The following is a 23434-nucleotide window of genomic DNA, read 5'->3' as shown; positions in this document are numbered from 1 at the left end:
TTTACACCTGCTCGCTGAGGATCCGCTTGAGCAGCTCGATGACTTCGGCAAGGCTCTTGTCCTTGGACACAAGCTCCTCGATCTTTCTCACCGCATGCAGCACGGTCGTGTGATCGCGTCCGCCGAAGCGACGGCCGATCTCGGGCAGCGAACGCAAAGTCATCACCTTCGACAGATACATTGCGATCTGACGCGGACGCACGACATTGGCTGTCCGGCGCGACGACAAAATATCCGCGCGCGAGATATTGTAATGACTCGCGACGAGCTTCTGGATGTCGTCGATCTTGACCCGCCTGGGATCCTGCGAACGCACGAGATCGCGGATCGCCGTCTCGGCTGTTTCGATCGTCAGCGGCGCGCCGTTCAGGGTCACATGCGCAAGCAGTCGATTGACGGCGCCCTCGAGGTCGCGGCCGTTTGTGACGATCGTGCGCGCGACATAGGCGACAACCTCCGGCGGCACGTGAAATCCCGGCTGCGACTCCTGCGCGGCGGCGATGCGCGCGTTCAGCATTTTCATCCGCAGCGACTCGTCGAGCGGACCGATGTCCACGCACAGCCCGCCTTTGAATCGCGACAGCACGCGTTCGTCGAGCGTCTCGAGTTCGGACGGCGGACGATCAGCGGCGACGACAACCTGGCGGCCCGCGTCGATCAGCGCGTTGAGCGTGTGGCAAAACTCCTGCTGAATCGACTTGCCCTGCAAGAACTGCACATCGTCGATGATCAGCATGTCGATCGCCCGCAGACGCTCCTTGAATGCAATCGACGTCTGCGCGTTGAGCGAAGACACGAAGCCGCTCATGAAGCGCTCGGCGGTGAGATAGATCGCGCGACGACGATTGTCGTTCGACGCATGCGCGAGGGCCTGCAGAAGATGCGTCTTGCCGAGGCCGACCGCCGCATGGGCATAGAGAGGATTGAAGATCGGCGCATCGCCGGGACGCGCCTCCGCCACGCGACAGGCGGCGGCGTAAGCAAGCTGGTTCGACGGACCGACGAGGAATGTCGAGAATGACAGACGACGATCGAGCGGCGAACCGATGAAGGTTTCATTGTCCGTTCGCGGCGCAGAACGCGCAGCGCGTCGAACGGACGCGGCCCCGTCGATAGATTCCTGTGATGGCGCCGGCGACGCCTTGTCTGCGAAAAGCGACGCAGGCGCGTTGTTTTCGTGCTCCGCGGCGCCTTCGCGCACTTTCGCTTTGCGCGCTGACGAGCGCACGTCGATGACGACGCGCTCCACCGCCGCGAATTCATTCGCCACGCGCGCCTTGATGCGCGGCGCGTAATGCGACTGCACCCAGCTCTTGAGAAATTTCGTCGGCACGGTGAGATGCATCGACTTGTCGTCGACGCGCTCCAGTTCGAGCCGCGTGAACCAGGAGTTGTATACCGCGTCGCCGAGTTCTGCGCGCAGCCTTTGTCTCACGCGCTCCCAACGGGACTGGTCTTCGACCGAAATTCCGCCGCCAACCGAAACTTCGCGATGATCCGACATATGTGGCCTTCTCATGAAAAATTGCGACACGGAACGCGCGACGCACAACGCCCCTCGCACGTTCGTTCGAAGTTTTTGTTTCTCAGATGACGCCCTTACGGGCGTTTAACGCCGTCTTATTTTTGCGGCGGACCTAGTGGAAAACCGCCGGAATCGGCCGAAGCCATTCCGCTCGAGCAATTCAATTCCGAAGTCGGCGCGGTTGCATGCCCCACAGAGTTTGTACGCGATTCCAACGCTTCGCCCACGATCTTGGCTAGCAGTCGATCAGTCATGACAAACCCCCAGTTTCCGAAACCGTGAAGGTTCCGGAGCTCTGCGCTTCGCCAGGTTACGCACGCTTACTTACGCCCTTGCGAACAGATCACTTGAATTCAGATCGAACGGGTAGGAATGCGATTAGGCGTCAAGACCGAGAAATTTCGAAGCTGGATATCGACAAGTCGTCGCTCCATTTGCGCTCCGTCCCAGGTTTGTGTTTCGACGCCGACCGCTTTCGTTCGACGGATATGAAACTACACTCGCGACCCCATTCGCGCAACGACGCTCATCGACGATGCGACATTCTTTCATCGCGCTTCCGCTGACCGAAATTCAGATTTTTGCATCATTCGCATTGTAAGCTGATGATTCATCGCTCATTAAAAAATGCGCCTCGCGCGCATCTGAAATTGTATACGGCCAAGCTTCTGGATCAAGGACCAATGCTGACAAATCCTGTCAAGTGGGGCGAGGCGGACCGGTCCCGGCGGCTTGGTTACAAGAGCTTGAATCGGGGGCTTTTCGAGTGCGCGCGATTTCTGCGCGAAAAAAAATTAATCGCTGTGTCATCGATGTGCATCGCTTCAAATCGAGTGAACAGCGAATGCAAAAAGGCCCGGCGAAGCCGGGCCTTTTGAATATTACGAAGGTGACGCCGTTACGAGCGCCAAGATCATGACCCGCTTATGCAGGCGCTGATCTATGCCTTTGCGGACAGCGCCTTCACGCGGGCTGTCAGACGCGACACTTTGCGCGAGGCGGTGTTCTTGTGAATGACGCCCTTTTGAGCGGCGCGCATCATTTCCGGCACGGCGTTCTGCAGCGCGTCGGAGGCGAGCGTCGCGTCGCCGGCGGCGAGCGCCTCCTCCACCTTGCGCACGAAGGTGCGCATGCGGCTGCGACGAGCGCGGTTGACCGCCGTGCGGCGCTCGATCTTGCGAACGGCTTTTTTGGCCGAACTGGTATTGGCCATGTTCTATCTATCCTCGAGGGTGCGGGGGCGACCGATGGGCGCCGAAAACCGTTGCGGCCGCGAATTCGCGGCCAAGTCGGGCGGGTTATAAGCGTGGGTCAGGGCTCTCGTCAATGGCGTTCCCTAGCGGTTCTTGAACGCAGGCTTCCGCTTCTCCACGAAGGCGGCCATGCCTTCCTTCTGATCTTCTGTCGCGAAAAGCCCGTAGAACAGGCGGCGCTCGAATTTCACGCCCTCCGCGAGCGTCGTCTCGAAGGCCTTATTCACGGCTTCCTTGGCCGCAATCACGGCCGGAAGGGGCATGCCGGCGATCGCCGCGCCCGCCTTCAGCGCCTCGGCGACGAGGTCGGCGGCCGGCACGATTCGGGCGACGAGCCCCGCCCGCTCCGCTTCCTCGGCGCCCATCATCCGGCCGGTCAGCACCAGGTCCATCGCCTTGGCCTTGCCGATCGCCCGGGTGAGGCGCTGGGTGCCGCCGGCGCCGGGAATCACCCCGAGCTTGATCTCCGGCTGGCCGAAGGTCGCCGTGTCCGCCGCCAATATAAAGTCGCACATCATCGCCAGCTCGCAGCCGCCGCCCAGCGCAAATCCCGAGACGGCGGCGATGATCGGCTTGCGGGCCCGCGCGACGGCGTCCCAGCGGCCGATGAAGTCGCCGAGGAAAGCGTCGACGAAGGACTTGTCCTTCATCTCCTTGATGTCGGCGCCGGCGGCGAAGGCTTTCTCGGAGCCGGTCAGCACCACGCAGCCAATTCCGTCATCGGCGTCGAAGGCCATCAGCGCGGCGTCGAGCTCGGCGATGAGCTGCGCATTGAGCGCGTTGAGCGCCTGCGGGCGGTTGAGCCGCACCAGGGCGACGCGTCCATGCGTCTCGGTTTCTATTGTCTCGTAGCTCACGCCGGCCTCCTTGTTCACGAGCGCTTCGGGGCGCTTCATATATCGAAATCGCCGCGCGCGTCCCGCCTTTCGCCGAACCCCTGCGCAATGGCGCGCGCGTACAAATCCTCGAGCGTGATCTCGTCGAGTCGCGCCAGCGCGCTTTCCTCGGCCTGAGCGATCACAGGCTCCAGCACTGCGGCGAGCAGGGCCGGCGACTGGGTCTCATCCTCTTCCTCCGCGCGCAGGGCGACGCGCACGATTTCGCCGACGCAAAGTCGGCGCCGCTCGCGCGCCAGCTCATAACCGCCGGCCGGGCCGCGCACGCTCTTTAATATTCCGGCGCGAACGAGCGCCTGCAGCAGCGTCTCCAGCCGGCGCGGCGGCAGGTCGTGCCGCGCCGCAAGCTCTTTGGACGGGACCGGGCGTCCGCGCGCGTGCAGGGCGACGTCGAGCGCCGCCATCAGCGCGAAACGCGCGGGACGCGGCAGAAGCCTCATTCTTCGCCGGCTCCGCCGAATCCCGTGGAGCCGAAGCCGCCGGCGCCGCGCGCCGTCTCGTCGAGTTCCTCGGTCGTCTCGATGAGCGTGGCATGCGAGACGGGCGCGATGACGAGTTGCGCGATGCGCATGCCGCGCGTGATCTCGAATGGCTGACCGCCGTGATTGATCAGCAGCGCCTTGATCTCTCCGCGATAGTCGCTGTCGATCGTGCCCGGCGAATTGAGCACCGTGACGCCGAATTCGACGGCAAGCCCGGAGCGCGGGCGCAATTGCGCCTCATGGGCCGGCGGCAGGGCGATGGAGATCCCGGTCGGGATCAGATCGCGCGCGCCGGGCTCCAGCACCAGCTTCTGCCCCGCCGGAAGCGCGGCGTAGAGATCGAGCCCCGCGGCGCCGGCGCTGGCGTAGGCGGGCGTCGGCAGGCCTTCGCCATGGGTGAGCCGACGGATCGTTACTTTCATGACTTCGCCTCGCTTTGCGAAAGAATGTCGGCAAGGCGCGCGACGAGACGTTCCGCCACCGCCTCCTTGCCCATGCGCGGCCAGCTTTCGACGCCCTCGCGCGTCACGAGATGCGCTTCATTGGTCTCGCCGCCGAATGTGCCCGTCCCTTCGCCGACGTCATTGGCGACGATGAGATCGCAGCCCTTTCGCGCAAGCTTGTCGCGCGCATGGACGATCACGTCGCGCGTCTCGGCCGCAAACCCCACGACGAGGCGCGGACGGCTTTCCCCGCGCGCGACGCTTGCAAGAATGTCGGGATTTTCGACGAGCGTGAAAACCGGCGCCGCCGCCCCCTGCTCTTTCTTGATCTTATGCGCCGCCGCCTCCACGCGCCAGTCCGCGACCGCGGCCGCGCCGATGAAGACATCCGCCGGCATGGCCCTCCGCACGGCCTCGAACATTTCGCGCGCGCTCTCGACGTGAATGGTCTCGCAGCCCTGTGGATCCGGGATACGCACCGGACCGGAGACAAGCGTCACGCGCGCGCCCGCGGTCGCAGCCGCGGCGGCAATGGCGTGGCCCTGCTTGCCGGAGGAGCGATTGGCGATATAGCGCACGGGGTCTATCGCCTCATGCGTGGGGCCCGACGTGACGATCACATGGCGGCCCGCAAGCGGACCTTCCGCGCCGCGCCGGGTCACGCCCTCGGGCAAAGGCAGGCGCGTTTCCTGCGCCAAGGCCGCTTCAATCGCCGCGACGATTTCCAACGGCTCGCTCATGCGGCCGGGACCATATTCGCCGCAGGCCATCTCGCCCGCATTCGGCCCGACGAACCAGGCGCCGTCGGCGTGCAGCGCCGCGACGTTTCGCTGCGTCGCCGGATGCAGCCACATGCGCACATTCATCGCCGGCGCATAAAGCGCGCGCTTGTCGGTGGCGAGCAGCAGCGTCGTTGCGAGGTCGTCGCACAGGCCCCGCGCGGCGCGCGCGATGAGATGCGCGGTCGCAGGCGCGACGACGATCAGATCGGCCTCGCGCGAAAGCTGGATATGGCCCATCTCCTGCTCGTCGGTGGACGAAAAGAGATTGTCGTAAACCTTTTCGTTCGTGAGGCTGACGAAAGCGAGCGGCGTGACGAATTCTTTCGCGGCGGCGGTCATCACCACGCGGACGCGCGCGCCGCGCTCGCGCAGCCGCCGCACGAGATCGAGCGACTTGTACGCCGCGATCCCGCCGCCGACGATGAGCAAAATGCGCTTGCCGACAAGCCTATGTGTTGCACCGGAATCCGCCACGCGCCGCTCCCCCGCTCGCTGCGCGCGGGAGAATACAGATTTTACCGGCAAGGCCAAAGCGTCGCGCCGGTCCTATAGAACGGCAGCGCCAGCGTTCGGCCGCGCCATCTGGAGGATCGCGCGTCGCTCCGCCACGAGGTCGCGGGCGGCGTCCTCCGGCAGACCGACGCCGACGAGGACGGTCTCGCCGAGCTGAAGCGCCCCCTCCCGAGCCTCCAGGATCACCTCTTTCGCGCCGGCGTCGAGAAACGCATTCGCATGAACGGCGTCGCGCACGCGCGCATAGATCGGCAATTTGGGCCAATCTCGATGCGCCGAGATCACGGTCTGGAGCGCGGTCTTGGGATCGTCCATGGTGACGACCAGCGCGGCGGCGCTGCGCACGCCGAGGCGCTCCAGAATTTCATATTGTCGCGCGTCGCCGTGATAGATCGCCAGCCCCGCCTCGCGCAGCGCCGCGACCCGGAGCGCGTCCAGGTCGATAGCGACATGCGGGATCCTCTGGCTGTCGAGCAGCTGACCGATCTCCTGCCCCACGCGTCCATAGCCGACGACGATGACATGGCCGGAAATCTGGTCCGGGTAATCGGCGAATGTTTCTGTCGCCACTCCGGACGCGCCGAAATAGGCGGCGAGCCGCCGCGCGGCCATGGCCAGCAAGGGAGCCATCGCCATGGTGATGCTGACGATGATCAGCATGAACTGCGCCGTGTCCTCGTAGAAGACGCCGGTCGTCAAGGACATGTCGGCGACGACGAAAGCGAATTCGCCGCCCGGTCCGAGGAGCATCGCGATCTCCAGAGCGACGCCGGACTCTTTTCCCGCGAAGCGGGCGAGCGCATAAACGATGAGCGCCTTCACGAAGATCAGGCCGAAGGCCGCCGTCAATATCCGCGCCGGCTCCGCGACGATCTCCGCGAGGTCGATGCTCAGGCCGACGGAGACGAAGAACACGCCGAGCAGGAGTCCCTTGAACGGCTCGATGTCGATTGCGATGCGGTGGTGGTATTCGGTGTCCGCGAGAAGCAGCCCCGCCAGAAAAGCGCCGAGCGCCGCCGACAGCCCCGCGGCCTCCGTCGCCACCGCGGCGCCGATTATCGTGAGAAGGACGACGGCCAGAAAAAGCTCGCGGCTTCCCGTGCTCGCGACAGTCCTGAACAGGGGCCGCGCGACGAGTCGGCCGAGCCCGAGGATCAGGCAGATAACGAGGACAGCCTTGCCGACGGCGGAGACCATCTCGGCGACGACCGCGCCAGTGTCGAGAGCGAAGGCCCCCACCACGAACAGGATCGGCACCACGGCGAGATCCTGAAACAGCAGGATGCCGAAACTGGTCTGCCCGACGGATGTTCCCAGCCGGCCGCTTTCGGTCAGAAGATGCATGATGATGGCGGTCGAGGAAAGCGACAGGGCGCATCCGAAAACGACCGCGATGTCGAAGCGGAAACCGAAAAAGACCGCGATTGTCGCGATGACGACAGCCGAGATCAGCACCTGCGCGCCGCCGAGGAGAAAGACGAGGCGCCACATCGACCGCAACCGTTCGAGCGACAGTTCGAGACCGATCATGAACAGAAGAAAGACCACGCCAAAATCGGCGGCGAAGTGAACCGCCTTCTGGTCCTCGATCACCAGCGCCTCCAGCCAGGGATGCGTCTCCGCGAGGCGCCCCAGGCCATAGGGGCTGACGAGCAGCCCGATCAGGAGAAAGCCGAGTGGAGGGCTGACGTTCAAACGGTTGATCGCCGGCACCACCAGGCCCGCGGCGCCTAGGAAAACCACGGCTTCCCGAAATTCCGCGGTGGCGAACGACATTTCGTTTAGACCTTTCGCAACAAGGTGATAATGTTTGCGGGGTCGCCGTCCGGCGTCCATACGCCTTAGTTCAAAACAGACGGTGCGCGCAATGTCGGCGAGCCTATGGCTGCGAATTCTCGCGCTCGGCCTTGTCGCCGTCGCGCTCCCTGCGCCCGGCCCCGCGCAGGCGCGTCAGCCGGCGCCCCAGCCCGTCATCGTCAGTCCCGACGCCACGGCTCCCGCGCCGGCGCAGAAAATGGCCAGTCGCGGGCGCACCTTCGTGCCGCTGCACTCGACGCTCATCGGCCAGGGGGGCGTCACGCGCCTCAACTTCTCGGGGGCGTTGTCGATCCACAACACCTCGGCCACGAATGTCCTCGCGGTCGAGAAGATCGAATACCGCAACGGCTCGGGCGAACTGATCGAAAACTACCTGTCCGATCCGATCTATCTGAAGCCTTATGGCTCGCTACAGGTGGTCATCGCTCAGGACGACGTGCGCGGCGGAACGGGCGCAAGCTTCACCATCGACTGGTCCACGCCCGACGGCGCGGACGATCCCGTCATCGAGGCGGTCATGGCGTCCTTCGTCGGCACGCACAGTTTCAGCTTCCTCTCCGCCGGACGGAAGGTTTCGCGCCCCCAATGATCCGCTGGCCCCGGCCGGCCGGTCGTGGCAAAGCGGACGCAATGACCCGCGCCGCTCCCCCCGCGCCGCTCGTGCGGCGGCTGACGCTTTCCGACTTTCGCTCCTATGCGCAGGCGCGCTGCGACATCGAGGCGCGGCTGGTCGCGCTCTCGGGCGAGAACGGCGCCGGCAAGACCAATGTGCTCGAAGCGCTGTCGATGTTCTCTCCCGGCCGCGGCCTTCGCCGCGCCGAACTCGCCGAATGCGCGCGTCGGGACGGCGCAGGCGGTTTTGCGGTCTCGATCGAGATCGAAACGGGCGGCGTCACGACGCAGCTCGGCCATGGGCTGACGGAAGACGGCGAGAGACGTTTTCGCATCGACCGGGCGCCGATCGGCTCCGCGCGCGCCTTTGCGGACCATATCCGCGTGCTATGGCTCACGCCCGCGATGGACGGTCTTTTCGCCGGACCGGCGGGGGAACGGCGGCGCTTTCTCGACCGTCTCGCGCTCGGCGTCGACGCCGATCACGGCGCACGTGTCAACAGGCTCGAACGCGCGCTTCGCAACCGCAACCGGCTGCTGGAGGAAGGCGTCTCCGACCGCCGCTGGCTGGACGCCGCGGAACAGGAAATCGCCTCAATCGGCGTGGCGGCGGCGGCCGCGCGGCGCGAGACCGTCTCGCGACTCTCTGCTCTCATCGCGAGCGGGGGCGAAAGTCCCTTCCCATGGGCGGAAATCGCCATAGAGGGCGAGATAGAGACCATGCTGGCGGAAGCGCCCGCGCTCGCCGTCGAGGATCGCTTTCGTGAAATGCTGGCCGCGACGCGCCGTCGCGACGCCGCCGCCGGCCGCACGCTCACCGGCCCGCAGACCAGCGACCTCGCCGTGCGCCACGGCCCCAAGAACGAGGCGGCGCGCGACTGCTCCACCGGCGAACAGAAAGCACTGCTGATGGGCCTCACGCTCGCTCACGCCCGCCTCGTCACGGCCATGACGGGAAAGGCCCCGCTTCTGCTGCTCGACGAGGTCGCCGCGCATTTCGACGTGAAGCGGCGCGAGGCGCTGTTCGACGAGCTCGAATCGCTCGGCGGCCAGGTGTGGATGACGGGCGCGGACCCGCTGCTGTTTGCGTCGCTGCAAGGGCGCGCGGAGATGTTGCAGGTGACGCCGGGCCGAATCGAGCGGGTCTGATCACGGATTACGCAATAGCGGTTGCGTCATGATCGACGCGGTTCTGCGCGATATGATATGCGACCGGCAAAATCGGGGGCGTCGATGGGCTGGCACTGGATCGCGATTATCATTGGAATCATGGCCCCTTGGGTCATCCTTGGAAAATCCCTGCGCAACACCTTCAAGGAGGGCGGCGCCGTCACCGGATTTTCCGTCTGGGCGGGAATGGCCGTCTTCACGACGTCGATGGCGCTCCTCGCGGGCTGGATTATTCACAGGCTGCTTGGCTAGACGCCGGCCGCGCATTCGCCCTGGCGCCGCCGCCCATGCTATCGAGCGCCATGCCCTCCCTTCCCCCGCAGGCGCGCGCGCTGCTGAAATCCGTCTTCGGTTACGATGACTTCCGTCCCGGACAGGCCGAGATCATCGCCGCCGTGCTCGATGGCGGCCCCGTGCTCGCGATCATGCCGACGGGCAGCGGCAAGTCGATGTGCTATCAGCTTCCCGCGATCATCGAGCAGGGCCTGACCGTCGTGGTCTCACCGCTCATCGCGCTCATGCGCGATCAGGTGCGGCAGATGCGGGGGCTCGGCGTTTCGGCCGCGACGCTCAATTCCACGAACACAACGGAAGAAAACGACGAGGCGCGCCGCGCGATGCGCGAGGGCGATCTGCGGCTTTTGTTCGTCTCCCCCGAACGTCTGCTGATGGACGGGCTCATCGCCGAGCTTCGCCGCGCGGCGCCGCGCCGACTCGCCATCGACGAAGCGCATTGCGTCTCCGAATGGGGCCATGATTTCCGTCCCGAATATCGCGAGATCGGCCGCGCCGCGGAGGCGCTGGGAAATGTGCAGGTGATCGGCCTCACCGCCACCGCCGACGCCGCGACGCGCGACGATATCGCGCAGCGTCTGTTTCAGGCGAAGCCGCAGATATTTCTGCACAGCTTCGATCGGCCGAACATTGCTTTGAACTTCGCGCTGAAGGATCAGCCGCGACGGCAATTGTCGCGCTTTCTCGAGAGTCACAAGGGCGAGAGCGGCATCGTCTATTGCTCTTCGCGCCAGCGCACGGAGGACCTCGCCGCCTATTTCATCGATCAGGGGCACGACGCGCTCGCCTATCATGCGGGGCTCGATCAGGAGACGCGCAATCGCAATCAGGATCGCTTTCTGCAGGAAGACGGAATCATTGCGGTGGCGACGATCGCCTTCGGCATGGGCGTCAACAAGCCGGACGTCCGCTTCGTGGCGCACGCCGACATGCCGTCGTCAGTTGAATCCTACTATCAGGAAATCGGCCGCGCCGGCCGCGACGGACTGCCCGCCGATACGTTGACGCTCTACAGCCTCGACGACATGGCGTTTCGGCGCCGGCGCATCGACGAGAAGGAAATCGGCGAGGAGCGCCGCCGCATCGAGCACAACCGCTTTTCCGCGCTCGCCATGCTTTGCGAAACGCCGACATGCCGGCGCCAGACTCTCCTCGCCTATTTCGCGGAGGAAGCCGCACCTTGCGGACGCTGTGACGTGTGCCTCGGGAAAATCGCCGTTTTCGACGGCGTGATCCCCGCGCAAAAGGCGCTCTCCGCCGTCTATCGCACCGGACAGCGCTTCGGCGCCGGACATCTCGCGGATGTTCTGACGGGCGAAGCGACGGAAGCCGTGCGGCGTCACGGACATGATGCGATCAAGACCTTCGGCGTCGGCAAGGAACATTCGAAACAGGCGTGGGCCTCGATCCTGCGTCAGCTCTTCGCCGCCGGCGCCTTGCGCGCGGCGAGCGCGGAACATGGCGGCTTCGCGCTGACAGAAAAAGGCGAAGACATTCTTCTCGGTCGCGAGAAGATCATGCTGCGCAGCGATCCTCTCTCGCCGCGCGGACGCATGCGCAAGGAGGCCCCGCGCCTCGACGAGTCGAGCGACAAAATATTGGCCGCGCTGAAGCGCAAGCGGATGGAGCTCGCGCACGAGGAAGGCGTGCCCGCCTATGTCATCTTCGCAGACCGCACGCTGATCGACATGGCGGAGAAGCGCCCCGCGACGCTCGACGATCTGTTGTCGGTGCATGGCGTGGGCGAGCGCAAGCTTGCGCGCTATGGCGACGCTTTCCTCGAAGCGCTGGAGGAAGCGTTACGTTGAACGCCCTGGCGCCCCGGTTGCAACAGGCCCGCAACCGAAAGGCGCCGCAAATGAAATTCTACATGACGCCGGGCTCCTGCTCGACCGGCATCCATATCCTGCTCGAGGAGATCGGCCTCGTTTTCGAGGCCCATGTGCTCAATCTGCCGCGCGGCGATCATTTGACGCCGGAATATCTCGCGATCAATCCGAATGGAACCATTCCGACGCTGGTTTGCGACGACGGGCTGGTTCTGACCGATTTCGTCAGCATCGCGACATGGCTGGCGAAAAACCATCCGCGCCGCAAACTGCTCCCCGAAGATCCCTCGCTCGCGCAGGAAGCGCGGGCGATGCTGGAATTCTGCACGCGACATATCCACGGCGAAGGATTTCGCCGCGTCTTCACGCCCGAGCGCTATGGCGCCGCGCGCGAGGAAATCATCACGGAAGGGCGCGCGATAGCCGAGAGCGCATTCGAGGCCGTCAACGCCGAACTCGCGGGGCGCGCCTATGTCGCGGGCGACTTCTCCATCGCCGACGCGGCGCTTTTCTATGTCGAATTCTGGGCGGACAAGATCGGCATGACGTTGCAGCCCAATTGTCGCGCCCATTACCAGCGCATGAAAACGCGCCCCGCCGTAAGGCAGGTGCTCGCGGAGGAAGGCTATCGTTAGCGAAAATCAGGTCTTGCTTGCCAAAAGGGAAGAAAAGTCGCAACTTTTTCAGGGGCAGGTTCGTTAATTCGATTTTCTTCGCGGGGCTGAGATCATGAGAAAATCCACAGGCTATCGCGCATTGGCTTTTACCTGCGCTTCCTGTTTCGCCCTTCTGTTCGCCGCCGGTTCCCGCGCTGAAGTCGTCCCCCTGTGCGAGTCTTCGGCGCAATTCGGATCGCTCCTCGACTCCACCGAGTTCAATAAGGCCGTGCAGGCGCTGCCGCCGGCGGCTTTGCTCGATCCTCCGCTCGCGCCGATCCTTCCCGAGAAATCATTTCTCCGAAATCTGCCGGCCGTCGCCCAGCAGGGAACGCTGACGCAGCCCGGATCGCCCGGCAGCTGCGAGGCGCAATCATTCGGCTATGGCCTCGGCTCCTATACGGCGGCTCGCAACGCGAACGGCTCGCTGAAATGGGATCCGAAGTTCCCGCAGAATTCCGTCAGCGCGGCCTTTCTTTATGCGCTGGCGCACAAGCAGGAAGGCAGGAGCTGTCCCCAAGGCTCTCTGGCGCTCGGTTATCTCGCTCAGCTGGTTTCCAATGGCGCGCCCACGCGGCAGGGCGTGCCTTACAGGCCCTATTGCTCCTATCTGGACGCAATCCAGTATCAGGCGGATTTTCCGAATAGCTATCCCGACATGCGGCGCTTCCGAATTGGCAGCTACGCGACGATCAAGATAAAGGGCGACGCAAACGCGATAGAGCGGATCAAACAATATGTCGCGAACAGGCAAGCCGTTGCTTTTTCGGGCAGGGTCCTTTGCGGCTACGGCAAAAAGGTGAAGTTCAGGAACGGCGTGATCTACGAAACAAATATCGTGCCGAACTCCGGCCATGGGCAATTGGTCGTCGGCTATGACGACAAGGTCGGCGTCCCCGGTCGGACGGGAGCCCTCCTGATACAGAACAGTTTCGGCACGAGCTGGCCGCCGGCGTCGGCCGGCTCGATTGCGCCTCCGGGCATGGCGTATTGGTCATACAAGAGCTTCGCCACCACCCAGTCTCTCGCGGCGGTCGCCTATCCGCGCTCGGATATCCAGACAGGCGACAGGCTCCTCATCAAGAACAGCTATTTCGCGCCCCAGGGCGCCATACGGCGCGCCTATCAATGGGCGCCCGCCGCCGGCCAGGCGGATTATCTGATCCTCAGCCATGTTTTCAGCGACCCGATAATGCTCTCCAGCGTCGAGCTGACAGAGCCGGGAACCGGCCGAGTGACGGTCGCCGCAAATTACGGCCAATACATAAGCTCCGGCTACAGCTATTTGAAACGCGCCGACGGCAGCGCCTTTCTCGAAGGAACCTACCTCGTCACCCTGAGGGGCGCGACTCTGGGCGGACATGCGGTGGCGTATACCGGCGCGGTCGAGATTGGCCCGTCGCGCCCGGCCAGGCTGCCGGGGAGATCGATGACGGGAGCAATTGTGACCGGCTCGACCGGAACGCCGGCTATCATTTCCCTGTCGCATTGAGCGATCCGGAAAACAGCGTTCATCCGCTTTTCGCCCCCTGCGCCTGCGCGCGACGCTGACGGGCGCGGACGTTGCGCTGTCCCGGGACGGCGCGCGTGGGTGAAACCATCGTGACTCCGCCCCTCGCACGAGAGGGAGAACATTGTTCTTTCCGTGCAATCGCCGGGTGATCCGGGCTAGAATGGCCTTTACGAATCATGGGGCCGACGGCTCCCGGAAAACCGAGCGAAATGAGCGAGAACGAGAAGAACGTCGACCCCGCCGAATATGGCGCCGAATCCATCAAGGTGCTGCGGGGCCTCGACGCCGTCCGCAAGCGTCCGGGCATGTATATCGGCGACACCGATGACGGCACCGGCCTGCATCACATGGTCTATGAGGTCGTCGACAACGCCATCGACGAGGCGCTCGCCGGCCACGCCACGCGCGTCACGGTCACGCTCAACGCCGACGGCTCCTGCACCGTAACCGACAATGGCCGCGGCATTCCAACCGACATCCACCCCGAGGAGGGCGTGTCGGCGGCCGAAGTCATCATGACGCAGCTCCACGCCGGCGGTAAGTTCGACCAGAATTCCTACAAGGTTTCCGGCGGTCTGCACGGCGTCGGCGTCTCGGTCGTCAATGCGCTCTCCGTGTGGCTGAAGCTGCGCATCTGGCGCAACGGCAAAGAGCACGCGATGGAATTCGCCAATGGCGACGCCGTCACGAAGCTCGCCATCGTCGGCGACGCGCCGATCGAGGACGGGAAGCCCAAGCGCGGCACGGAAGTGACCTTCCTGCCCTCCACCGCGACCTTCACCATGGTCGAATTCGACTATGCGACGATCGAGCACCGTCTGCGCGAACTCGCCTTCCTCAATTCCGGCGTGCGCATCGTCCTCACCGACGCGCGCCACGCCGAAGTCAAGCGGGAGGAACTATTCTACGAAGGCGGTCTGGAAGCTTTCGTGCGCTGGCTCGACCGCGCCAAGTCGCCGCTGATTTCGGCGCCGATCCTCGTCAACGGCAAACGCGACCACATCAGCGTCGAAGTCGCGCTGTGGTGGAACGACAGCTACCACGAGAATGTGCTGGCCTTCACGAACAACATTCCGCAGCGGGACGGCGGCACCCATCTCGCGGGCTTCCGCGCCGCGCTGACGCGCCAGATTACGGGCTACGCCGACTCGTCGGGCCTGACCAAGCGCGAGAAGGTCGATCTCTCGGGCGACGACTGCCGCGAGGGCCTGACCTGCGTGCTGTCCGTGAAAGTGCCGGACCCGAAGTTCTCGTCGCAGACGAAGGACAAGCTCGTCTCGTCGGAGGTGCGTCCGGCCGTCGAGAATGTCATGAATGAAATTCTCGGCCAATGGCTCGAGGAGCATCCGGCCGAGGCGAAGAACATCGTCTCCAAGGTCGTCGAGGCGGCGGCCGCGCGCGAGGCGGCGCGCAAGGCGCGCGAACTCACGCGGCGCAAGGGCGCGCTCGACGTCGCGAACCTGCCCGGCAAGCTCGCCGACTGCCAGGAGCGCGATCCGGCGAAGTCCGAACTCTTCATCGTCGAGGGCGACTCGGCCGGCGGCACCGCGAAGCAGGGCCGCGACCGCGCCTTCCAGGCCGTGCTGCCCCTGCGCGGCAAGATCCTGAACGTCGAGCGCGCGCGTTTCGACAAGATGCTCTCGTCGGAGCAGATCGGCACGCTGATCACGGCGCTCGGCACGGGCGTCGGGCGCGACGAATTCAACGCCGACAAGCTGCGTTATCACAAGATCATCATCATGACCGACGCCGACGTCGACGGCGCCCATATCCGCACGCTGATCCTGACCTTCTTCTACCGGCAGATGCCGGAGCTGATCGAGCGCGGCCATGTGTTCATCGCGCAGGCGCCGCTCTACAAGGTCACCAAGGGCAAGTCGACGCAATATCTCAAGGACGAGCGCGCGCTGGAGGATTATCTCATCGACAGCCTGCTCGACGGCGCGGTGTTGCGCACAGGATCGGAAGATCGCGCCGGCGCCGATCTGCGCAAGGTGCTGGAGGACGCGCGCGCCTTCCGCACCGTGATGGCGAGCCTGCATTCGCGCTACGATCGCCATGTCGTGGAGCAGGCGGCGATGGCCGGCGCGCTGGCGCCGCATGGCGAGAACGGCGAGGCTGATCGCCTCGCTCAGGAAGTCGCGCGTCGGCTCGACGCCATCGCAGAGGAGACCGAGCGCGGCTGGACGGGCGAACCGCGCGAGGGCGGCTACGTCTTCAAGCGCACGCTGCGCGGCGTGACGCAGGCGGTGATCCTCGACGCGGCGATGCTGAATTCGAGCGAAGCGCGCAAGCTGCACGAACGCGCCGAAAGCCTGCGTGACGTTTTCTCCGCGCCCGCGACGCTGATCCGCCGCGGCGACGAGGCGCCGCTCTCGGGCCCCATCGCGCTTTACGAGGCGATGAACCAGATCGGCCGCAAGGGCCTCACCATCCAGCGTTACAAGGGTCTGGGCGAAATGAACGCCGAGCAGCTCTGGGAGACGACCCTCGACCGCGAGGCGCGCTCGCTGTTGCAGGTGAAGGTGAAGGAGGCCGCCGAGGCCGACGACATTTTCGTGAAGCTGATGGGCGACGTCGTGGAGCCACGCCGCGAGTTCATTCAGGAGAATGCGCTGAGCGTGGCGAATCTGGATGTGTGAGCGGCCAGCGACAGGGTATGATCGCCGCGGGTCTGGCGAGGAACGAAATATGACACACGCTCTCGGAGAACTCGAAGAAGCCGTCGAACGTTTGATCGCCTCGGGCCGTTACGCCTCGAAAGACGAAATCCTTCGCGAGGGCGTGCGTCTGCTCGAAGAGCGCGAGCGAAAGCTCGAGGGGCTCGACGCCGCAATTGAAAGGGGCTTGGCCGACACCGAAGCGGGGCGCGTTTCGCCGGCGTCCGACGTGTTCGACCGGCTCGAACGTAAGTATCGGACAACGAGCGTAGTGTGAAAGTCGTTTTCGCGCGGGAAGCCGAGACGGATCTGGAAGCGATCGGAGATTTCATTGCATCCGAATGTCCGGCGCAGGCGTTGGCCTTCGTCCAAGCTTTGCGGAGGCGGTGTGAACGGCTTGCCGACATGCCGAGGCGCTTCCCCCCTCGCGCCGAGCTATGAAGCGACGGGTGTGCGCCGGATGGTCCATGGCAATTTCCTCGTCTTCGATCGCGTGACTGCAAATACGGTCGAAATCCTCCAGATCCTGCATGGCGCGCGGGATTATGAAGCCCTTCTGTTTCCAACGGAATGAGTCCGGGGCCACAATCCGTCCGCCTCCTCGTCTGCGTCGGCCCCAACTGCGACGCGAAAGGTCGAGGGCGCGCCTTGCTGGCTGACGTGCAAGAAGCCGCTCGCGCCGCGTTCCCCGACGCGCTCGCAGAAGGCCGGCTGAAAATATCGACGCGCGAATGTCTGCGTCTCTGCACGCGCGATCCGGTCGTGCGCGTCGAGCCCTCGGGCGACGCCTTTTCCGGGCCGGACGTCGACGACCTGATGGAGACCATACGCGACACGCTGAGGTCCGCCCCGGGAAACGGGCTCGAGCCGGGCGGCGCATGATCCCCACGCTCCCGCGCGACTCCTGCGTTTTCCGCCATTTCATGCGATAAGGGAACATGGCGACGATTCGGAATGCTTTCGACCCTGGCTTCGGCGTTTACGTGCACTGGCCGTTCTGCCTGTCGAAATGCCCCTATTGCGATTTCAACAGCCACGTCCGCCGTGGCGACGTCGACGAAGACCGCTTCGTCGAAGCCTTCGCCGTGGAGCTCGCCCATCGCGCGAGTCTCGCGCCGGGGCGCGAGGTGCGCTCCGTGTTTTTCGGCGGCGGCACGCCCTCGCTGATGTCGCCCTCGACCGTCGAGGCGATTCTCTCGCAGATCGCCAGCCACTGGACCATGGCGAGAGACGTAGAGATCACGCTCGAAGCCAATCCGACCAGCGTGGAGGCGTCGCGTTTCAAGGGCTTCAAGGCGGCGGGAATCAATCGCGTCTCGCTGGGGATTCAGGCGCTCAACGACATCGACCTCAAGGGCCTCGGGCGCCAACATTCGGTCGCCGAGGCGTTGATGGCGCTCGACATCGCCAATTCGGTCTTCGACCGCACCTCCTTCGACCTCATATACGGCCGGACGGGCCAGACGCCCGCCGCCTGGCGCAAGGAGCTCGACCTTGCGCTCGCCCGCGCGCCGGAACATGTGTCGCTCTACCAGCTCACCATCGAGCCCGACACCCTGTTCGAACGCATGGTCAACACGGGCAAGATGACGGTCCCCGACGTCGACACACAGCGCGCTCTGTGGGACGTGACGCAGGAAGTCACCGCCCGCCATGGCCTGCCGTCCTATGAAGTGTCGAACCACGCGCGCCCCGGGGCGGAGTGCCGGCACAATCTCGTCTACTGGCGCTATGGCGAATACGCCGGCGTCGGCCCCGGCGCGCATGGGCGGATCGTGACCACGCGCGGCCGCCGCGCGCAGGCGACGGAGCGGCATCCCGAGATGTGGCTCACCTGCGTGGAGACGGAAGGCCACGGCCTCGTCGAGGACGAGTTGCTGAACGCCGAGCAGGAAGGCGACGAGTTCCTGCTGATGGGCCTGCGTCTGCGCGAAGGCATCGACCCGCAGCGCTATTTCCTGCTCACCGGTAAGAAACTCTCGCAGTCGCGCATCAGCGAACTGATCGGCGACGGGCTCGTGGAAGTTACGCGCGAGAACCGGCTGCGCGTGAGTTCGGAAGGCTTTCCGGTGCTCGACGCCGTGGTGGCGGATCTGGCCGCCTGACGGCCGGCGTTTGGCGGAGCCGCGATTTCAAGGCGATTCGCTGCGTATAACACGATAAATGTATAGATCGGCGGGAACCAAGTCGTAGCCAGAGCGCTTATCCAGATGCGGCCCCGGCCGCGCTTTCATATGGCTGCGCCAGCGCAGCAATTTTCTGGAGCGTTCAATATGTCCCTTCTGACGGATATTCTTGTTCAGGCGGTCGCCGGCGCAATGGGCGGCAAGGCTGCCGGCAAGCTGACGAAAACCGACGAGACCAATGCGCTCGGCAATCTGATCAGCGGCGCGCTTGGCGGCGGACTCGGCGGCCAGTTGTTGAGCGCCATCATTCCGTCGCTCGCGAGCGCGGCGTCCGGCGGCGGAGGTTTCGACATCGGCGTCATGCTCGGCCAGGCGGTCGGCGGCGGCGTCACCGGCGCCATCGTCACCCTGCTTTACAACGTCATCAAGAAGCGCTTCGTCGGATAGAGCCGACCGGCGACGATCTGCCGGGCCGGGAAATAAACAGGCGTGGAGGCGCCTCCCGGCTGAACGAGAAAAACAGCGCCCCCGCGCTTTGCGCGGCGGATGCAAATCCATTCCCCTCGCGCATGCGCGAGGGGAGCGATTCAGGCGTTCGCCTTCCGGCCGGACAGCGGCGAACGGGAATTGCCGCGTTTCATACCGTCGGCGTCGGAGGCGAGGTAGAGACCGGCGCTCTTGACGCTTCCGCCCTTGGCGAAGCGCACGGCTTCGTTCAGCCGGTCGATCGAGGAGCCAGAGGGTCTCGCGACCGGCGCCGGCGGCTCGAGGCTACGCTCGGGAGCCGCGATCTTCGCTGACGGGGCCTTGGCGACGGCGCGATAATCGTCGGTCGCCGAAAGGTCGCCGGTGACGACGGCGCCCTTCTCCAGCTCGATTTCGCCATACATGACGCGGCCCTCGACCCGGCCGGTCGCGCGAACGATCAGATGTTGCTTGATCTCGACATGGTCGGTGACCCAGCCGCTGATGTCAGCCTCGGTGGCGCTGATATTGCCCCGAACGACGCCGGACTGGCCGACGCAGACGACGCGGGCGGTAATGTCGCCCTCGACAGTGCCATCAATAACAATAAGATCAGGCACAGAGATTTCGCCCTTGAGCGTAACTCCGGCGCCAATATAGGCGACATTTTCCTGATCCGGCCTGAATCCGGAATTTGTGTTAATCGTCATTAGACGCCCCTATTCCCGTTACATAACGGATACAACCAGTTTAAAGACTATACTAGCATATTCATGGCAGCAATTAAAAAAATCAAAGGCCACGCTCAAGGTAAATTACGTAGACATTCCAGTGTATTAGACGGTGGAAAAAGCGGTGGAGGACGGAATACTCCCGCTATGCTTGTGTACTAAAATGAGCGCGCGCATCATGCCGGCATGAATGTATTTTTTTCAATTACTTAACCATATAGAGAGCGCGGATGGCGCGTGACGTCGCAGACGTTTGCCCGACCGGCTAACACGTTGGATTCAATTTTATACTTTGATAGTTCACCTAATGCTTGCACAGAGTCGACAAACACTTTCGACTCAAGATTCGTCGCCCGAATCTGACAGCGGGTGCAGGTCGCGCACCATCGCGCGCATGCGCTCATCGAGCACATGCGTGTAAATCTGGGTCGTCGAAATGTCGGCGTGGCCCAGAAGCTCCTGCACGACGCGCAGATCCGCCCCGTTTTGCAGGAGATGGCTCGCAAAGGCGTGACGCAGCGCATGGGGATGGACCTGCGCCGCCGAAAGACCGGCGGCGACGCCGAGCGTCTTCAGATCGCGCGCGAAGGCCTGACGGGTCAGATGGCCGCTGTCACTGTCGGCAGGGAAGAGGAAAGGTCCCTCCGCCAGCCCCGGCGCGATCGCCTCCAGCAATTTGCGATAGCCGGCGAGCGCGCCTTTGGCGCGGTCGGTCAGCGGCGCAAGTCGCTCGCGCCCGCCCTTTCCGCGAATCGTGATGAACGGATCGCGCGCCCGCGCGGCGCTTTTCGGGAGCGACACGAGTTCTGAAACGCGCAGCCCCGTCGCATAAAGCGTTTCGAGCAAAGCATAGAGCCGCGCCGCGCGCAGCCGCTCCCGCAGCGGGCGCTTCTCGTCGTCGAGCCCCTCGCGCGCGACGGAAAGCAGGCGGTCGACTTCCGCAACCGACATCACGCCCGGCGCGCCGCGGACACGGCGCGGGCCTTCCAGCGCGGCGGCGGGGTCGTCGCCGCGATGCCGGTCGACATAAAGGAATTTGTGAAACTGCCGGATCGCCGAAATCCGCCGCGCTACGGTCGCCGCCGACATGCCGCGCGGCTCCAGCGAGGCGAGATAGGCGCGCACGCCATCGCTGGTCACATCGCCGGGGTTGGTCCCCTGCCCGCGCAGGAAGTCGATGTAATCGGCAAGGTCGCGGCGATAGGCGTCCTGCGTGTTTTGCGCGGCGCCGCGCTCGGCAGCGAGCATGTCAAGAAAGGCGTCGAGCTGGCGCGCCGCGCGTCCGCTCATCGCCCTTCTCTCACTTGTTCAGGCGCTGCGCGGGTATCGTGTAGGTCATCTCACGCGGCTGCGGCGTCACGTAGGAAACGATCGCGACCATGGCGCCGTAAACGATCGCGACGATCGCGCCGACAATGACAAGAAAGCGGATGAGACTCGGCAATTCGACTCGCCCCGGTAAATCCAGTTCAAGCTATCGCCCGAAGCGGCGTCGATTGCAACCGCGAGCCCTACCGCACCACCACCCGCGTTCCGACGCCGACCCGGTTGTAGAGATCCACGACGTCGTCGTTCATCATGCGGATACAGCCCGACGACACGTTCTGGCCAATCGTGTGCGGCTCATTGGTGCCGTGGATGCGATAGAGCGAGGAGCCCAAATACAGCGCGCGGGCGCCGAGCGGATTGGCCGGACCGCCGTCCATGTGGCGCGGCAGATCGGGCCGGCGCGCCAGCATTTCGGCGGGCGGCGTCCAGTCCGGCCACTCGGCCTTGCGGCTGATCGTCTTGACGCCCGACCACTCGAAGCCCGGCCGGCCCACGCCAATCCCGTAGCGGATGGCGCGGCCGCGACCCTGCACGAGATAGAGATGCTTGCGCGGCGTGTCGACGACGATGGTGCCGGGCGATTCGGGGCCCTGGTAATCGACTTCGGCGCGCAGATAGTCGGGATCCATTTCACGCTGCATGTCCATCGGCTGCGGCGCATAGGCGGCGACGCGCGTCTGCGTGGCGTAAGGATGGGCGGCCGGCGGCGCGGCATAGCGCACATGCGGCCCGGAAGCCTCGCCGACCAGGGCCTCGATCAGCCCCCCGCCGAGCGCGCTTTGCGACTGCGGCGCATAATAATTCGACGGATAGGGCGGCGCGGCGGACAGGGCGTAGGGATTGGCCTGCGCCGCGGAGGAGAGCGCGAGCGACAGGGCCGTCGCGGAGAAGGCCGGAACGAGACGCAATAATATCGATTTGCGGGACATGACGCGAAACCGTTGAACGCGCGCCGGAAGCATGGAGCCCTCCGGCGCAAGGGACGATGGTTTACATGATAATTGATCGATTTTTACCGTAAATGCTAAGCATAAGCTGTGGTTATTGCTTCGCTAAAGCCTGCTTTTCCTGGTTATCGCCAGCCAAATATTCGTGGTCAACAAATCGTACGCGCGCCGCGAATGACCCGGCGGCGCAAGGCGCCGTCAGCGATACGCCATTGCGGCCAGCATGACGATCGACCAGACGCCCCAGGCGAAGATCGCAAAGGCCGCCGCCAGCGCGCCGACGGCGGATATGTCGCAAATCTCCGCAACGCCGAACCACGCTTTCTTTTGCGCCGCTTCCCGCCGGTACATGTTGCGCGCCGCGCGGTCGCATCCGCAGGAGAGCATGGCGATCACGACGCCGACGAGAAAGCAAAGAATGAGATTCGAGAGTGACGCGATCTGCTCGATATTGTTTTCGCGCCGCGTCACCGTCACGATCACCGTCACCGCCGCCGCCCATATGGCGGCGTTGATGTTGAGGATCAGCGCGACTTTGGGCCCCAGCGGAATGCGATAGCCTTCCTCCGGGGCGTCGTGTTCATCGTCCTGGTGGTGAGTATGGCTCGAAAAGAAAGTGTCGGACATCGGCCCCGCCCTGAATTCGCGCGCAGCTCCGCGCATCAACGAAATTCAGGCTACGTGATGAATAAATATAGTAAATTGTATACAACACGGCATAGTTGAAGCTTCACTAACTCGCGACGCTCTCGCTCTCCCCGGTCAGAAATGCGTCTCCGTATCCTCTTCCTCCGCGGGAATCTCGTGGCGCATGATGAGCGGCGCCTGCGCGATCGCGAACAGGATCGTGAGGGGCAGAATGCCGAAGACCTTGAAGTTCACCCAGTCGTCGGTCGACACCACGCGGCGCACGACTTCGTTGAGGCCGGCAAGAAAGAAGAAGAACAGGCCCCAGCGCCAGGTGAGCTTGCGCCAGCCCGCGTCGTCAATATGGATCGCAAGATCGAAGACGATCGGCAAGAGGAGTTTTCCGAAGTAAAGCGCGCCGATGAGGCCAGCGCCGAACAGCGAATAGAGGATCGTCACCTTCAGCTTGATGAAGGTTTCGTCGTGCAGGAAATAGGTCAGCGAGCCGAAGACCAGCACGAGAATCGCCGTCACCACCGGCATCGCCGGCAGATGCTTTGTCACCGCCCAGGACACGACGAGCGTGAGGACGACGCCGGCCATCAGCACGCCCGTCGCGGCGAAAATGCCGTATTTGCTGTTCGCGACGAAGAACAGCACGAGCGGCCCGAGCTCGAGCAGGAGCTTGGCCCATGGGCTCAAACGCTTCTTGGGGCCCGTGGACAGATCCGTCTTGGGCTTGGTCGCAGTGTCCTGAGTCATG

The 23434-nt window shown here is 64.2% G+C and carries 26 protein-coding genes; 13 read left to right on the top strand and 13 right to left on the bottom strand.

Going from position 1 to position 23434, the window contains the following annotated elements; all coding sequences use genetic code 11:
* Position 1: 1 nt before the first annotated feature.
* The 7 genes from dnaA to LG047_RS17255 form a co-directional block, all read right to left on the bottom strand.
* Positions 2–1504 carry a chromosomal replication initiator protein DnaA gene (gene dnaA / locus LG047_RS17285; RefSeq protein WP_227967970.1) on the bottom strand — a complete coding sequence of 501 codons (1503 nt, stop codon included), beginning with the start codon at positions 1502–1504 and terminating at the stop codon, positions 2–4.
* Positions 1505–2465: 961 nt separating this feature from the next.
* Positions 2466–2738, bottom strand: coding sequence for a 30S ribosomal protein S20 (gene rpsT, locus LG047_RS17280; protein WP_036286531.1), 273 nt, complete (start codon positions 2736–2738; stop codon positions 2466–2468).
* Positions 2739–2861: 123 nt separating this feature from the next.
* Complete coding sequence (locus tag LG047_RS17275; protein WP_227968523.1) at positions 2862–3635, bottom strand: enoyl-CoA hydratase; 774 nt, start codon at positions 3633–3635, stop codon at positions 2862–2864.
* A gap of 35 nt (positions 3636–3670) precedes the next feature.
* The gene (locus LG047_RS17270) at positions 3671–4114 is read right to left on the bottom strand and encodes an Rrf2 family transcriptional regulator (RefSeq protein ID WP_227967969.1); all 444 of its coding nucleotides are present in this window, start codon (positions 4112–4114) and stop codon (positions 3671–3673) included.
* Positions 4111–4578, bottom strand: coding sequence for a dUTP diphosphatase (gene dut, locus LG047_RS17265; RefSeq protein ID WP_036286527.1), 468 nt, complete (start codon positions 4576–4578; stop codon positions 4111–4113). The genes LG047_RS17270 and dut overlap by 4 nt, the downstream gene beginning before the upstream one ends.
* Positions 4575–5855 (bottom strand): bifunctional phosphopantothenoylcysteine decarboxylase/phosphopantothenate--cysteine ligase CoaBC, encoded by a 1281-nt coding sequence (gene coaBC / locus LG047_RS17260; RefSeq protein ID WP_227967968.1) that lies wholly within the window; start codon positions 5853–5855, stop codon positions 4575–4577. The genes dut and coaBC overlap by 4 nt, the downstream gene beginning before the upstream one ends.
* Positions 5856–5927: 72 nt before the next feature.
* A complete protein-coding gene (locus LG047_RS17255; protein WP_227967967.1) occupies positions 5928–7670 on the bottom strand; it encodes a cation:proton antiporter in 1743 nt (580 codons plus the stop codon).
* A 91-nt stretch (positions 7671–7761) separates the two neighbouring features.
* Between LG047_RS17255 and LG047_RS17250 the strand changes: the two genes are divergently transcribed.
* The 13 genes from LG047_RS17250 (at position 7762) to LG047_RS17195 (ending at position 19019) form a co-directional block, all read left to right on the top strand.
* Positions 7762–8301: a DUF3124 domain-containing protein gene (locus tag LG047_RS17250; RefSeq protein ID WP_227967966.1), complete on the top strand. Its 540-nt coding sequence runs from the start codon at positions 7762–7764 to the stop codon at positions 8299–8301.
* A gap of 41 nt (positions 8302–8342) precedes the next feature.
* Positions 8343–9473, top strand: coding sequence for a DNA replication/repair protein RecF (gene recF, locus LG047_RS17245; protein WP_227967965.1), 1131 nt, complete (start codon positions 8343–8345; stop codon positions 9471–9473).
* Between the two features lie 120 nt (positions 9474–9593).
* A complete protein-coding gene (locus tag LG047_RS17240) occupies positions 9594–9746 on the top strand; it encodes a hypothetical protein (RefSeq protein ID WP_227967964.1) in 153 nt (50 codons plus the stop codon).
* 50 nt (positions 9747–9796) lie between these two features.
* Positions 9797–11596 (top strand): DNA helicase RecQ, encoded by a 1800-nt coding sequence (gene recQ, locus LG047_RS17235; RefSeq protein WP_227967963.1) that lies wholly within the window; start codon positions 9797–9799, stop codon positions 11594–11596.
* 50 nt (positions 11597–11646) lie between these two features.
* Positions 11647–12252 (top strand): glutathione S-transferase family protein, encoded by a 606-nt coding sequence (locus LG047_RS17230; RefSeq protein WP_227967962.1) that lies wholly within the window; start codon positions 11647–11649, stop codon positions 12250–12252.
* 94 nt (positions 12253–12346) lie between these two features.
* Entirely contained in the window at positions 12347–13765 is a 1419-nt protein-coding gene (locus tag LG047_RS17225; protein WP_227967961.1) for a hypothetical protein, read from the top strand.
* A gap of 230 nt (positions 13766–13995) precedes the next feature.
* Positions 13996–16428, top strand: coding sequence for a DNA topoisomerase (ATP-hydrolyzing) subunit B (gene gyrB, locus LG047_RS17220; RefSeq protein WP_227967960.1), 2433 nt, complete (start codon positions 13996–13998; stop codon positions 16426–16428).
* Positions 16429–16477: 49 nt separating this feature from the next.
* A complete protein-coding gene (locus LG047_RS17215) occupies positions 16478–16723 on the top strand; it encodes a type II toxin-antitoxin system ParD family antitoxin (protein WP_227967959.1) in 246 nt (81 codons plus the stop codon).
* Positions 16720–16887, top strand: a complete 168-nt coding sequence (locus tag LG047_RS19825) for a type II toxin-antitoxin system RelE/ParE family toxin (protein ID WP_370635061.1) — start codon at positions 16720–16722, stop codon at positions 16885–16887. Before LG047_RS17215 ends, LG047_RS19825 begins: the two co-directional genes overlap by 4 nt.
* Positions 16835–17020 (top strand): type II toxin-antitoxin system RelE/ParE family toxin, encoded by a 186-nt coding sequence (locus tag LG047_RS17210; RefSeq protein WP_370635080.1) that lies wholly within the window; start codon positions 16835–16837, stop codon positions 17018–17020. The genes LG047_RS19825 and LG047_RS17210 overlap by 53 nt, the downstream gene beginning before the upstream one ends.
* A 74-nt stretch (positions 17021–17094) precedes the next feature.
* Positions 17095–17328 (top strand): (2Fe-2S) ferredoxin domain-containing protein, encoded by a 234-nt coding sequence (locus tag LG047_RS17205; protein WP_227967958.1) that lies wholly within the window; start codon positions 17095–17097, stop codon positions 17326–17328.
* Between the two features lie 56 nt (positions 17329–17384).
* Positions 17385–18551, top strand: coding sequence for a radical SAM family heme chaperone HemW (gene hemW / locus LG047_RS17200; protein ID WP_036286486.1), 1167 nt, complete (start codon positions 17385–17387; stop codon positions 18549–18551).
* Between the two features lie 168 nt (positions 18552–18719).
* Positions 18720–19019 (top strand): hypothetical protein, encoded by a 300-nt coding sequence (locus LG047_RS17195; protein ID WP_227967957.1) that lies wholly within the window; start codon positions 18720–18722, stop codon positions 19017–19019.
* A 140-nt stretch (positions 19020–19159) separates the two neighbouring features.
* On the opposite strand, the gene LG047_RS17190 is transcribed toward LG047_RS17195, so the two are convergent.
* The 6 genes from LG047_RS17190 to LG047_RS17165 form a co-directional block, all read right to left on the bottom strand.
* Positions 19160–19747, bottom strand: coding sequence for a polymer-forming cytoskeletal protein (locus LG047_RS17190; RefSeq protein WP_227967955.1), 588 nt, complete (start codon positions 19745–19747; stop codon positions 19160–19162).
* A 360-nt stretch (positions 19748–20107) separates the two neighbouring features.
* Positions 20108–21058: a tyrosine recombinase gene (locus LG047_RS17185; protein ID WP_227967954.1), complete on the bottom strand. Its 951-nt coding sequence runs from the start codon at positions 21056–21058 to the stop codon at positions 20108–20110.
* A 10-nt stretch (positions 21059–21068) separates the two neighbouring features.
* The gene (locus LG047_RS17180) at positions 21069–21212 is read right to left on the bottom strand and encodes a hypothetical protein (RefSeq protein ID WP_036286478.1); all 144 of its coding nucleotides are present in this window, start codon (positions 21210–21212) and stop codon (positions 21069–21071) included.
* 67 nt (positions 21213–21279) lie between these two features.
* Positions 21280–22059: a L,D-transpeptidase gene (locus LG047_RS17175; RefSeq protein WP_227967953.1), complete on the bottom strand. Its 780-nt coding sequence runs from the start codon at positions 22057–22059 to the stop codon at positions 21280–21282.
* Between the two features lie 183 nt (positions 22060–22242).
* Positions 22243–22671 carry a hypothetical protein gene (locus tag LG047_RS17170; protein WP_227967952.1) on the bottom strand — a complete coding sequence of 143 codons (429 nt, stop codon included), beginning with the start codon at positions 22669–22671 and terminating at the stop codon, positions 22243–22245.
* A gap of 135 nt (positions 22672–22806) precedes the next feature.
* Positions 22807–23433, bottom strand: coding sequence for a septation protein A (locus LG047_RS17165; protein WP_036286474.1), 627 nt, complete (start codon positions 23431–23433; stop codon positions 22807–22809).
* Position 23434 lies beyond the last annotated feature (1 nt).

It is taken from the genome of Methylocystis sp. WRRC1, assembly GCF_020733155.1.
Classification (GTDB): domain Bacteria; phylum Pseudomonadota; class Alphaproteobacteria; order Rhizobiales; family Beijerinckiaceae; genus Methylocystis.
The sequence above is the reverse complement of the archived record's forward strand: the minus strand, read 5'-3'. Positions and strand labels throughout refer to the sequence as shown.

Bases quoted from the DNA above. Each gene is read 5' to 3' on its own strand.
- LG047_RS17240 (WP_227967964.1), top strand. From the start codon at position 9,594: ATGGCCCCTTGGGTCATCCTTGGAAAATCCCTGCGCAACACCTTCAAG.
- LG047_RS17230 (WP_227967962.1), top strand. From the start codon at position 11,647: ATGAAATTCTACATGACGCCGGGCTCCTGCTCGACCGGCATCCATATC.
- LG047_RS17255 (WP_227967967.1), bottom strand. From the start codon at position 7,670: ATGTCGTTCGCCACCGCGGAATTTCGGGAAGCCGTGGTTTTCCTAGGC.
- LG047_RS17225 (WP_227967961.1), top strand. From the start codon at position 12,347: ATGAGAAAATCCACAGGCTATCGCGCATTGGCTTTTACCTGCGCTTCC.
- recF (WP_227967965.1), top strand. From the start codon at position 8,343: ATGACCCGCGCCGCTCCCCCCGCGCCGCTCGTGCGGCGGCTGACGCTT.
- rpsT (WP_036286531.1), bottom strand. From the start codon at position 2,738: ATGGCCAATACCAGTTCGGCCAAAAAAGCCGTTCGCAAGATCGAGCGC.
- LG047_RS17165 (WP_036286474.1), bottom strand. From the start codon at position 23,433: ATGACTCAGGACACTGCGACCAAGCCCAAGACGGATCTGTCCACGGGC.
- LG047_RS17190 (WP_227967955.1), bottom strand. From the start codon at position 19,747: ATGACGATTAACACAAATTCCGGATTCAGGCCGGATCAGGAAAATGTC.
- LG047_RS17175 (WP_227967953.1), bottom strand. From the start codon at position 22,059: ATGCTTCCGGCGCGCGTTCAACGGTTTCGCGTCATGTCCCGCAAATCG.
- gyrB (WP_227967960.1), top strand. From the start codon at position 13,996: ATGAGCGAGAACGAGAAGAACGTCGACCCCGCCGAATATGGCGCCGAA.
- dut (WP_036286527.1), bottom strand. From the start codon at position 4,578: ATGAAAGTAACGATCCGTCGGCTCACCCATGGCGAAGGCCTGCCGACG.
- LG047_RS17195 (WP_227967957.1), top strand. From the start codon at position 18,720: ATGTCCCTTCTGACGGATATTCTTGTTCAGGCGGTCGCCGGCGCAATG.
- LG047_RS17170 (WP_227967952.1), bottom strand. From the start codon at position 22,671: ATGTCCGACACTTTCTTTTCGAGCCATACTCACCACCAGGACGATGAA.
- hemW (WP_036286486.1), top strand. From the start codon at position 17,385: ATGGCGACGATTCGGAATGCTTTCGACCCTGGCTTCGGCGTTTACGTG.
- LG047_RS17270 (WP_227967969.1), bottom strand. From the start codon at position 4,114: ATGAGGCTTCTGCCGCGTCCCGCGCGTTTCGCGCTGATGGCGGCGCTC.
- LG047_RS17185 (WP_227967954.1), bottom strand. From the start codon at position 21,058: ATGAGCGGACGCGCGGCGCGCCAGCTCGACGCCTTTCTTGACATGCTC.
- recQ (WP_227967963.1), top strand. From the start codon at position 9,797: ATGCCCTCCCTTCCCCCGCAGGCGCGCGCGCTGCTGAAATCCGTCTTC.
- dnaA (WP_227967970.1), bottom strand. From the start codon at position 1,504: ATGTCGGATCATCGCGAAGTTTCGGTTGGCGGCGGAATTTCGGTCGAA.
- LG047_RS17215 (WP_227967959.1), top strand. From the start codon at position 16,478: ATGACACACGCTCTCGGAGAACTCGAAGAAGCCGTCGAACGTTTGATC.
- LG047_RS17250 (WP_227967966.1), top strand. From the start codon at position 7,762: ATGTCGGCGAGCCTATGGCTGCGAATTCTCGCGCTCGGCCTTGTCGCC.